Origin of the sequence: Gilliamella sp. W8136 (assembly GCF_016101285.1) — a bacterium.
Taxonomy (GTDB): Bacteria; Pseudomonadota; Gammaproteobacteria; order Enterobacterales; family Orbaceae; genus Gilliamella; species Gilliamella apicola_N.
In genome coordinates this window covers 165,338-177,242 of the sequence record NZ_JACFQU010000003.1, presented here as the reverse complement: position 1 = coordinate 177,242, position 11,905 = coordinate 165,338, and the positions used below count along the sequence as shown (strand labels likewise).

8 protein-coding genes are annotated in these 11,905 nt (G+C 33.3%); 2 read left to right on the top strand and 6 right to left on the bottom strand.

The features are described 5' to 3' along the window. Nucleotide 1: 1 nt before the first annotated feature. From H3T96_RS02795 to H3T96_RS02785, 3 genes are all read right to left on the bottom strand, one after another. On the bottom strand, nucleotides 2–610 hold the full coding sequence (locus H3T96_RS02795) for a CDP-alcohol phosphatidyltransferase family protein (protein WP_144091221.1): 609 nt from the start codon (nucleotides 608–610) through the stop codon (nucleotides 2–4). A gap of 73 nt (nucleotides 611–683) precedes the next feature. Continuing rightward, nucleotides 684–4,961 (bottom strand): acyl-CoA dehydratase activase-related protein, encoded by a 4,278-nt coding sequence (locus H3T96_RS02790; protein WP_144091219.1) that lies wholly within the window; start codon nucleotides 4,959–4,961, stop codon nucleotides 684–686. Nucleotides 4,962–5,155: 194 nt separating this feature from the next. Beyond that, nucleotides 5,156–5,875: an epoxyqueuosine reductase QueH gene (locus tag H3T96_RS02785; RefSeq protein WP_065739022.1), complete on the bottom strand. Its 720-nt coding sequence runs from the start codon at nucleotides 5,873–5,875 to the stop codon at nucleotides 5,156–5,158. 403 nt (nucleotides 5,876–6,278) lie between these two features. Here H3T96_RS02785 and H3T96_RS02780 point away from each other — a divergent pair, with 403 nt between their 5' ends. Further along, nucleotides 6,279–7,691 (top strand): EmmdR/YeeO family multidrug/toxin efflux MATE transporter, encoded by a 1,413-nt coding sequence (locus tag H3T96_RS02780; protein ID WP_144091217.1) that lies wholly within the window; start codon nucleotides 6,279–6,281, stop codon nucleotides 7,689–7,691. A gap of 489 nt (nucleotides 7,692–8,180) precedes the next feature. Then, nucleotides 8,181–8,531 (top strand): hypothetical protein, encoded by a 351-nt coding sequence (locus H3T96_RS02775; RefSeq protein WP_144091216.1) that lies wholly within the window; start codon nucleotides 8,181–8,183, stop codon nucleotides 8,529–8,531. Between the two features lie 179 nt (nucleotides 8,532–8,710). On the opposite strand, the gene H3T96_RS02770 is transcribed toward H3T96_RS02775, so the two are convergent. The 3 genes from H3T96_RS02770 to H3T96_RS02760 all read right to left on the bottom strand — a co-directional run bounded on the left by H3T96_RS02770 (nucleotide 8,711) and on the right by H3T96_RS02760 (nucleotide 11,894). Continuing rightward, entirely contained in the window at nucleotides 8,711–9,730 is a 1,020-nt protein-coding gene (locus H3T96_RS02770; RefSeq protein ID WP_144091214.1) for an SPFH domain-containing protein, read from the bottom strand. Between the two features lie 17 nt (nucleotides 9,731–9,747). After that, a complete protein-coding gene (locus H3T96_RS02765; RefSeq protein ID WP_144091212.1) occupies nucleotides 9,748–11,142 on the bottom strand; it encodes a hypothetical protein in 1,395 nt (464 codons plus the stop codon). 86 nt (nucleotides 11,143–11,228) lie between these two features. Further along, complete coding sequence (locus H3T96_RS02760; protein WP_086327012.1) at nucleotides 11,229–11,894, bottom strand: 4'-phosphopantetheinyl transferase superfamily protein; 666 nt, start codon at nucleotides 11,892–11,894, stop codon at nucleotides 11,229–11,231. Between the last annotated feature and the right edge of the window lie 11 nt (nucleotides 11,895–11,905).

Below are 11,905 nucleotides of genomic sequence, written 5' to 3'. Positions count from 1 at the left end.
TTCATTTTTGTGTTTCTTGCAGACCTTTTCGAATCCGATTAAGCACAGTGTATATAAGTAAAAAATTAACGATCCATAACAATGGATCAATCCAATCTAACGGTAATTGATAAACTCCAATGCCTAAACTAATTATCCCAAAGACAAAAGCTCGATCACTTTTCCCCATTGGTCCATCGTAGCGCCTTGACGCACCAACCATCAGACCTAAAACGCCAGTATATTCCGTTAAAAACGAGAGCAAAATAACTAGTATAACCAAATAGTTACTAACATTATCGAGTTGTGTAAAAACCAGTAATAACGCACTATCGGAAATAACATCTCCAATTTCATTTAAATAAGCCCCTAAATGCGTTTTTTGGTTAAATTCACGTGCTAACATACCATCAATGGCATTAAGAGCCATACGAATCAACATCCAAATGGGAATGACGCAAAAAATCCATTGATAAGATGAAAGCAAACCGACAATAAAAGATACAAAAATGGATCCCAAGCAAGCTGAAACTGTCACTTGATTAGCCGTTATATTGGCATTGTAAAGCCTATTCACATACGGGCGCAGTAGTGATTGGAATTTGGGTTTTAATTGGTAAATTGATATCACAATCGATCCTAAAAAATTAACCTACAGTTTAGTTAATTTAATAAAGTAAAATAAACTAACCCTTTAGTTTTTATTACACAATTCGTTGTAGCTGTGAATACTTTAATGAACTTACCATAAAGTGCAAACGGTTAAGCACATTTACTTCACCTGCGCCATCGTCAAAATCTAAATACAATAAATTGAGTTTAGGATTAAGATCGCGCATACGCTTTTCAACACCTTTTGATACCACATGATTGGCAATACAACCAAATGGTTGCAAGCTAATAACATTATTAATTCCATATTCAGCAAAAGTCATGATGCCAGCTGGTATCAACCATCCCTCACCAAATTGATTGGATAAATTAAGGATCTGCTCAGCTTTTTTAGAAATATCGCGAATATTATGGAACGGTTGATAATATTTGAAAGTCGATAAAATGTTATTAGTTTTATCGATATAACGTTGTGCTATTTTTTCAAAAAAATGCATTAAATAAGAATGATAGGTTTTTGATACTAAATGATTATCCACATTACTGTCATGATTGACAAAACATTGTGCAAAAAATTCAATCATAGGTGGAATAACTGGCTCGATACCCTGATCGATTAACCATTCAACACTATGTTGATTACCAAAGTTGTTATACTTAACGTAAATTTCTCCAACAATACCGATTTGAGGACAATCTTTATTATTTACAACTTCAATTTGATTAAAATGTTTAACCGCATCGGCTAATAGCGCAAATATTGAGCGTGACCCTTTCTTTTGATTAATCAGTTGTTGTAATTTTCGAGTATAGAGTTCTTTAAGTTGATTCGCTTGTTGTTTTACTTTTGCCCTTGGCGCTATTGAATAGTACATTTTGGATAGTGAATCAGCAAACAGTATTGAAAAAAAACTAATAGGTAATGTTTTAAGCCAATTGATTTTAAATCCTGGTTGTTCAGATTGATTCATATTGTCAGTGCTGAGTGAAATAATTGGAATATCATCAAAACCATTACTGATCATCGCTTTTTTAATTAATGATAAATAGCTACTTGCCCTGCATTGCCCACCTGTTTGCGTAATGCCTACTGCGACCTCTTCACGATTGTATTTTCCAGAACGTAACGCCTTAACAATATCACCCACAATAATGGTCGCAGGATAACAAATTTCGTTATTACAATATTTTAGTCCCCACTCAACTGAACTTTTATCGGGTTTAGGCAAAGTTTCGAGTTTATAACCCGATAAAGCAAAAATAGGCGGTAATAAAGGTGAATAAAAATCAGAAATGAACGGCGCTAAAATTGTTCGACGTTGTTTATCTTGTTTACTAAAAATAGCCGTTTTTTTACGCTCCACTTTTATTAATGGTTGCTGTTGATTCATTCGCATCGATTCAATAATAGAGCGTAATCGTAATCTGACCGATCCTGTCGCAGTGATTTCATCAACACGAATCACCGTGCAAGTTTTGCCTTTTGATTCTAATATCGCTTTACATTCGTCAGTAACAATTGCATCAGGACCACACCCGAACGAGTTAAGTTGAACAAATTGCACATTATTAGGTTGCTCAGCAACAAAAGAGGCTGCAGCATATAAACGATTTGGATAACTCCATTGTGAACAAATTTGCAATTCTGGAGATAATTGATTAATGGCACCTAATACCGAATCTTCAGTAATTACATCACAACCTAGCGCGTTTAAAATTTCAGGCGTTTTATGATTAATTAAACTGTCACTATGATAAGGTCGTCCCCCTAAAATAAACACATAACGACCTGTTTGCTTAGCATTGTTCACTATTTCAACCGCCTTATTATAGAGCGATTTTTTATATTCTGACTGAGCGATCAACGCATAGGAAAAGGCATTTTCCGCCACTTTTTTCGTGATTCCTAGCGATGTTAAATAATTAATACAACCTTTTTTCAGTAATTGAATATCAGTAAAGTTGATAACAGGATAATCAAGGGGCACATTATATTTGTTTTCGGGATTAATCGCACTGTGCACAACTTCAGCATAACTACTTACAATTGGGCAATTGTAATTATTAACCGAATTATCAAATTGCGCAGATTCAAACAAAACCATTGGCATAAAGATACGATCTACTTTCTGCTCAATAAGTTCCATAATATGTCCATGCACTAATTTGGCAGGGAAGCAGATACTATCAGACATTACCGTACCCGCACCCTTTTCGTAAATAGCCTGAGTGGAATAAGGCGAAAGTATGACATTAATGCCACTTTGCGTTAATAATGTGTGCCAAAAAGGGAAATTCTCATACTGACCTAATACTCGTGGTATACCAATATTGATTTTAGCATTCGGATTAGAGGTATTAGCGCGTTCAAATAACAGTTCGTTTTTGTAATCGAGCATATTAAATGAACTGTTATCTTTGTATTGATTATTACTTAAGAATCTTTCACATTTATTCCCTGAATAATAACGTTGCCCATTGGCAAAACGATAAATCATAATATCGCATTTATTTTCACACCCTTTACAACGTGAAGGTTTGGCTTTGTTATCTTCAGCTTTATGAAGCTGGTCTAACCCTATGAACTGGGATAAAACCGGGTTTTGTTGGTAATGATTTTTTGCAACTAATGCACTTCCATAGGCCCCCATCAACTCAGGAATATTAGAGCTGGTAATTTGTGCTCCTGTTAATTGTTCTAATGCTCTAAATACCGCTGGGTTTTTAAAAGTCCCACCTTGTACCACGATATTATTACCTAACTTACGCATATCATGGAGTTTAAGCACTTTATGAATGGCATTTTTAATGACCGAAAAGGCCAGTCCTGCTGAAATGTCTCCCATGGTCGCATTTTCACGCAAAGCTTGTTTTACTTTAGAGTTCATAAAAACGGTGCAACGTGTCCCTAAATCACAGGGATTGGACGAATTACAAGCCGCGTCAGCAAAATCGATCGTATTGGAATTGAGTGATTTAGCAAAAGTTTCAATAAAAGATCCACAACCTGATGAACATGCTTCATTAAGCTCAATATGATTGACAACTCCATTAGCGATAAAAATGGCTTTCATATCCTGCCCGCCAATATCCATAACAAAACTCACGTTAGGATCAATATGTTTAGCGGCAGCGAAATGCGCCATGGTTTCAACCAATCCATCATCAAATGCAAAAGCAGCTTTTAAAAGTTCTTCGCCATATCCTGTTACGCCAGTGCGAGCAATGACAATTTGTTTACCTGATGCAACAATTTCATCTTTTAATAGGGTTAACCCTTTAATTAAAGCACTAATAGAGTGACCATTATTAGGAGCATAATGAGTAAAAAGAAGCTCGTTATCTTCACTGATGAGTGTAATTTTAGTCGTTGTTGAACCACTATCAATGCCTAAAAAAGCGTATTTTTTTTGGTAATCGGCTAAATTTAAACGTGGAATTTGAATATATTTACGCTGTTTTTTCCAATCATTAAAAGATAATGATTCATTAAATAATGGTTTTAATCGAAAAGATTGATTAGCTATGATTTTAGTTGAGGCATTTAATCGATTAATAAAATCATCAAGTGAAAGCTCGGTTCGCTCAATAAGATGAATTGCAGCTCCCCACGCGGATAATAATGTCGGATGGTCAGTTTTAACGATTTGATCTTCTGCTAATTTTAATGTCTCTAAAGTCGCCTTGCCTAAGGTTGGAATAAAGGAAAATGGCCCACCAATTAACATAACTTTCGGCACAATATCATAGCCGCGAGCTAAAGTATTAATGAGCTGAATACAAACAGCATGTAAAACAGAATAGGCAATATTTTCTTTGGAAACGTTGCGACTGATTAGATTTTGAACATCGGTTTTGGCAAATACGCCACAGCGGGAAGCAATAGGAAAAATTTGGGTATGATTTTGAGCAAGTTGATCAAATTGTTGAATTGGAATATTAAGCAAAGTTGCCATCTGATCAATAAATGCCCCTGTTCCCCCTGCACAACTGCCATTCATGCGAATATCAGGTGAACGATCAGGGAAGAAGAAAATCATTTTGCTATCTTCACCGCCAATATCGATTAAAGTTCGTACTTCCGGATATTTGCGCTGCACCACTTCAGAAGCGGCTACAACCTCTTGTATAAAAGCAATATCGGCTTTCTCTGAAATACCCATTCCAGCAGAACCCGTTACTTTTACCGATAAATGAATATCATTACCCAACTTTTGTTTGATTTCATTCAGTAATTCAAGCACTGTTGCTACAATATGGGTATTATGACGTACATAATTGGTGTAAACAAAATTATCATGCTCATCAAGCACAACACATTTTGCAGTTGTAGAACCAACATCCAATCCTAATCTATACTTTTTTGTCATAATAAACTCACACATTGTAAAATCAAACAGCCACACTTCACTATAAATTTTATTTATAGTAACAATATTATAGCTAAATACGTTAACTATTTACTATGTTTGTTTAGTATTTTTATTATGTAAAAATGTCAGTTTTGTCAAAAAGTTTCAGGTTAAGGCTACGTTTCAGTATAGTTATATCAGTTATTGAAAAATTAAGCTTGTTTTTCTAATCCTTGTTTAGCAATAGCTATCACATTTTTTAAATCGACACCTTGGGCTTTAGCTGCAAAAATACAACCACAATAGCACTGCCTGTATACATCATACTCTTTGCAAAGTTCTATTGAACGCTTATAACCATTATTTTTTTTAAAATCGGAAGGTAGATAATTAACTGAAAAAATTTCTTGAATTTCAAAACCAAGTTGATTAATTTTTTGACTGTTCTTTTTAGGACTGAGTGTTAACGCACTGGCAAAATAATCAAATCCCAATTCTTGAGCTTTGATTGCAGCTAAATCCAAACGCATTTTATAACAGAGATGGCAACGTTCACCGCCTTCCGGAGCATCACGCAGATGTTCAACTTGTTTAATAAATTCAGCGGGTTGGTAAGGTGCTTCTAAAAACTGAACATTGTTGCCCGTCTTTTCATTAAAATCAGCAATAAATTTTTGCTGTACTACACTCCGATATTCATATTCAACACGAGGATGAATATTTGAATTAGCAAAATAGATAGTAATATCTGCATACTGTGCCAAATACTCCAAAACATATGTGCTACAAGGGGCACAGCAGCTATGAATTAATAATTTAGGGCGAATAGATCCAGATTGCCAATCGGCAATGACTTCTTTAAGTACCGAGTCATAATTGATTTTATTATGTGGGTTTAATTTTTCGAGAATATCTTTAGCATTAATTAACATAAGGACTCATTTATTATTTTGGTGATCAAAGTCTTTAAAGCTCGCTATAATATAGTTATATAAATCACCATTCAAGAAAAGTATGTGAATTTTTATACTGAAACATATGCGTCTCCTCAAACTTTTTGACAAATTTTTTTATATGGTTTAATTAATACTAAAATTCAACCACGATAAGATAATACTGACTATTGTTTCAGGGCTGAATCAATTTATTTTATCAATAGCCTTTTTATTGTCCATTTTTTAATGATACATCAAATTTCGCGATGACTTTAGATGATCAATTTTTTAGTTAACAGTATTATATTTATAAAGTTTATTTTTGAAACATAAGTTCATTTTTATGAAATAAAAGAGTTATAATATCTGCAAAATTTTATGGACAAATTTAGGCTTTAAATTGAATGTTCAATTAGTTGATCGCTTAAAAAAATCACAATTATACCAAAAAAGACATTCAAACAATGTTTTGCTTTGGCGTGAGATTTTCCCCTTAGCCATGCCAATTTTTATTGAAAACCTATCGGTCATATTGATGGGAATTTTCAGTACTTTTCTTGTAAGTTGGATTGGTAATGCTGAAATGGCTGCCGTCGGTATGGCGGAAAGCTTTAATATGATTATTATGTCCTTTTTTATGGCTGTCGCACTAGGAACGTCCGTTGTAGTTGCTTTCAGTTTAGGGCGTCACAATCGAAAAAAAGCAGTTTCAGCGGCACGACAATCCATCACTTTACTGATAATAATCTCACTTTTACTTTTTGTTTTTGTAGAATTTTCAGGCTATTGGATTGTTGAAATCATCGCTGGAAAAGCTGAACCAAAAGTCAAAGAACTTACTTTAACCTTTCTTAAATTAACGGTATTAGGTTATCCTGCATTAGCTTTTATCTTAGTGGGTTGTGGTGCATTAAGAGGTGCAGGTAATACTAAACTACCAATGTATTTAAACATCATTATGAATATATTGAATTTATCAATAAGTTACGTATTGATTTATGGTGTATTTAATTGGGAGGGTTTAGGTTTTATTGGTGCAGGCATTGGTTTAACGGCATCACGTTACTGCGGTATGATATTTATATTAATCGTATTAACGATCAAACCGAGTCGAGCACTATTTATACCATTTAGAAGCTATTTTCACTCGTTCAATGCGAAAATTCTTATTGATATTCTGAGCATTGGTATCCCAGCAAGTGTTGAATCCGTGATGTTTAATATTGGCAAATTATTGACTCAAACTTTTGTAGCCGGTATGGGAACCTCAACCATAGCAGCTAATTTCATTGCCTTTTCGATTGCTGGATTACTGAATTTACCAGGAGGAACACTGGGATCGACATCGACCATTATAGTCGGTAAACGACTTGGAATGGGACAAACCTATCAACCGACCAGACAACTGAAATTTATCTTCCATTTGACCAATATATTATTGTGTTTTTTGGCGTTTCTATCCGTCCCATTTGCGGGTCTATTAAGCTCAATGTATACCGATAATCAAGAGGTTATTCAAATATCTAAACATTTACTTTGGTTAAATGCTTTATTCACCCCATTTTGGGCATCTTCTTTTGTCTTGCCTTATGGTTTTAAAGGTGCAAAAGATGCCAGCTACACCATGTGGGTAGCCATTGGCAGTATGTGGATGTGCCGAATTGTAGTGGGCTATATTTTTGGTGTATACCTCGGCTTTGGTGTTTTTGGTGTTTGGTTTGGTATGTTTTTAGATTGGATTATTAGAAGTATATTCTTCTATCAACGATTAATCAGTGGCAAATGGCTATGGCGTCATAAGCAAAGAATCTAGTTGAATAATTTAAACAAAGCAAATCATTGTATAAAGATAAATTAAATGCAATTAAGCTCAACACATAACATATTGATAAAAATAACTTATTGAATAATTCAAATATTTCAGAAACGACGATCTCTATTTTGTCGACATATCCTATTTATTATAGTCAATAGTGATAAATTTAATGTAACGATTAGATATTATTCTTTTAACCACAACATAAATATTCGATTAGCAAAGAACAATAATAATTAGTATCAAATGATAGTAATCTAATTAGCTCATAGATCAACTTTACCCACCTCTCTTGTTCCACAAACTGATTATTTCCTATTTATTACTATTTTTAATGATAATTTTTCTTACTTGTTACTTCGGTGGTTAATTTTTATAAATGAAATGACAAAATGATGGAAAAAATCCATAAAGATTTACTAATGATAAAAAAGTGTTGAAAATCATAATTAGGATAGAAACTTTCGTAAATAATGAGGTTTAAAATTGGGGGAGGATTTAATTATCTATGGTGAACGTTATGCGGCAGCATTGACCATTATCTTCAACCATGACAAATATATTTTGTGCTATCGTTACAGGTGGATAAAAGATTCAGGTATCGTTGATGAATATCAAGAAGAAATTATGCAACTCAGTATATCTGTTTGCCAATTTAAAGTTGATGTTGGACTCAAGGGGATTTGCCAATTTTATTATGCCAAACAAGATAATCAATGGATAAAAATAACCCGTAATTTTGTCGCAGGTAAAGGGAAATGGGGAGGTGCCAAAGTTGCTATTTTTGCCTCAACTCAAGCAAGACAACCAACGGTAAGTATGAATTCGAATATTTGATAAAATAGATAACTAATTGGTTAGAAAAATTGCTCAATAACATATTGATGAATTGAGCAATTTATTGATATAGATTAAGTTTAAATGAATAATCACATCTATTCTTAATTTTAACTTATAACTGTTTTGGTAAAATAAACAATTATCAACAAACTAATAAATTTCTGTTACATCATTTTTTAAATCTTTTCAAGCAATTGCGCTTTTTTCGCAGTAAACTCCTCTTGGGTTAAAATCCCAGCATCCGCTAGCTCTTTCAATTGTTTTAATTGCTTGATGATTTCTTCATTACTATTTGCTGTATTATTCGCTGTTGAAGCCGTATTAGTATTGTTTAGATCAAACGATTTAGCTAACTCCACACCCGCACCGATTTGTAAACCAGCTCCAGCAAGTCCACCTTCATTTTGTGCAGCATCACGTAGAGCTTTAAGTTTTTCATGTTCAACATAATTCAAGCCAACTTCTTTGGCCGCTAGTGCGTCAGTTCTTGAATCGGCAATTCTATTGATTCGATCCAATGTTTCTTGATTAAACGATGTTGCTTCAACTTGAAAATCATCCAAAACAAGACCTAATTTAGTAAAAGGAACTTGAAGATTATCTTTAATTTGTTGAGATAACATAATTAACTGAGAATCTATATTCTGATATGAATAACTTTCAGTCGCTAACTGTGATGAGATGGTAGGTATAATACGTGACATCATCAACTTATTAAGATCTTTTGCTGTATAAATTGAATTGGCCCCAACAATTTCTTTGAAAAACAACCCAGCATGCTCAATTTTGATCGAATAGGTACCATAAGCACCAAGCTCAATTGGAAATTGATATACACTATCAACATACTTAATTGGTGTTGCTGTTCCCCATTTCTGATCAACTAAGCTAGCTAATCGGAAAAAGTAAACATGCAGTTTATTTTCACTTTCAAAACTCTGTAATATTTTCACCAAGTTCGTAATAAATGGATGGTTTGATGTTGAAAGTTCGTAAATCCCCGATTTGATAATTACATCAATTACTTCGCCTTTGTAAACTAAAATACAACCTTGCCCAGGATTAATAATGAGTTTACTGGCATTTTTTATTTCGCTTGTTGGGGTTGGAAACTCATAGAATAAGACATCCGGCTCTTGGTTTGTCCATTCTATGACTGTTTTTAATTGTCTTTTAAAAAAATTGCCTAAAGCCATTTAGATTACCTTATATTTTATTTTTCTTGAGTTAATGTTATTTCTTTTGAAATCGTTCCATCGGAACTAATAATTGCATATTTATCACAGTTTTGTTTAGCAATAAAATTATCATTTAAATGAGTGACCTCTTTAATCCTAATCTTATCTTCCGATAGTGTCCACAATACTTTGCCTGTGTTTGTATCAAGTCTTTGGTAATTGTAATGTGAATCAGGGCTCGCACTCGCTTTAGTTTTTATGATTAATGAAGTATCGTCAAAATAAACAATTTCAGGGCTAAAATATAATCTGTTCGGCGTTAAATTTTGATGAGAAACTAATCGATATTTAGAATTTCGATAAAAAGTATTATCAATGTTATAAGCACTTGCCTCATCAGTGAATTTACCAGAACCATCTGTTCTTTCATCGCCTACATCAGCGGAAGTAAAGGTATAATAACTTTTGCCATCAGGGCTGACATAGGTGAATTTAATTAATTTAAAATCTTTATCATATCGTTGAGCAAAGCTAAAAGCCGTATGTTCACTGCTATCATTTACTTGATCAAAGTTCTTAAGTGCCATGTAAAAATCGTTATTATCGACATAAGCTTTGTCCTGAATTGGAAAATAATAAATTTTTTGCCCATCATCAGTAAGTATATGGAAAACACGAGCACCTCTTGTACTTTGAGCAGTGGTAATATTAATCGATGCGATACCCGTATTGTATTGAGGGTAATTTTCTAATAATGATGAGGTTACTTCCGTCAAAGTAAGTTTCTTTTTATCAAGTAGGAAAGCGGATCGTTTTCCTGCTGTTAGATAAGTTTTATCTTGAGTAAAATCATAGGAATCCCATTTTACGTTCCCAAAATTATCCAATTTTAAATCTGCAATTTCACTTTCTTGAATAATTTTATTAGCAAGCAAATCATGAACAACAAAAAAGTATTTACTTTGGCTTGATTGGCTGTATTTGCGTTGAGCAATGCTAATAATGAAAGGTTTGTTCTCAACTACTGTTAATGAACAATAATGATAATTAACTTCTTTGATACTATTTTTGGTCTCAGCAGGTAAGGTTGTATTACTCTGTGTTGATTTTGTTGTTTGAGTTACAGGAGGATTTGAATATGAATTATTCGAATAGGATTTTGATTTGAAGAATATTGAAATCAAACTACCGAAAACGATAGCAACAACGATACATGCAACAATAATAATAATTGATTTAATGTTAGCTTCATCAAGATAATTTGTTTGTGTACTATTCTGATTATGATATTTAACATTTACATTTATATCATCACTATCTAAAAAATATTCGGTATTACAATTTTCACAACGATAATGTTCAGGTTTTATTTCCGTTTTTTCTATACTGCCGCAATTTGGACATTTTATTACTTTAATTTGCTTTGCCATTCCGATTTACTCTAATTGTTATTTTATAAATGTATAATTTTTGCTATTTTATCTATTTTATAATTAAGTGTCACTTCAATAATTAATTACTGCCAAAATTGATCGAGTTGCAATGGAATGACTTGTACATTTTCAACGATTGGATATAAAGAAGCCAACGACAACTTATATTCATTGGCAAAGCTTTGACTATAAACAAACCAACGTGTGTGGTTAATTTCCACAATCTCATCATTATAAAAGGGGAAAGGTAACTCAAACGAAGATGGTGAGAGATAGAATCCCTGCCCTTGAGCTTTCATAATTGCTTCTTTTAATGTCCATAATTGAAAGAAGTCAAAATTTGGATGATTAAGTGCTCTTTGGTACTCATTTTCTGTCATAACATCCTGATAATCAATAATATTGATGGGTTTAACATGTTCAATATCAATGCCAACTTCACCGTTACTACTGTATACACAAGCAACCCAATCATGAGAATGTGAAATATTAAAATGCCCTTTTATTGAACGAATAAATGGCTTTCGATAAAGACCATAATCCATGATGGGTAAGTGGGATTGTTGAAATTGTTCATGACATTGTAAAGAATAGAGCAACAGCATTTTGCCAACTAAACTGCGGCATTTATCTTGCTCAAATCTGAATTTCTCGATATCTAACTGCGCGGAGTGGCTAAGTATTTTTTTTTGATCTTGTAAAACAGACCACGATAGGTTATTGATATTCGCTAAATAAATGAAGTTCATTATCTTTACCT

Bases quoted from the DNA above. Each gene is read 5' to 3' on its own strand.
- H3T96_RS02790 (WP_144091219.1), bottom strand. From the start codon at position 4,961: ATGACAAAAAAGTATAGATTAGGATTGGATGTTGGTTCTACAACTGCA.
- H3T96_RS02760 (WP_086327012.1), bottom strand. From the start codon at position 11,894: ATGAACTTCATTTATTTAGCGAATATCAATAACCTATCGTGGTCTGTT.
- H3T96_RS02770 (WP_144091214.1), bottom strand. From the start codon at position 9,730: ATGGCTTTAGGCAATTTTTTTAAAAGACAATTAAAAACAGTCATAGAA.
- H3T96_RS02785 (WP_065739022.1), bottom strand. From the start codon at position 5,875: ATGTTAATTAATGCTAAAGATATTCTCGAAAAATTAAACCCACATAAT.
- H3T96_RS02765 (WP_144091212.1), bottom strand. From the start codon at position 11,142: ATGGCAAAGCAAATTAAAGTAATAAAATGTCCAAATTGCGGCAGTATA.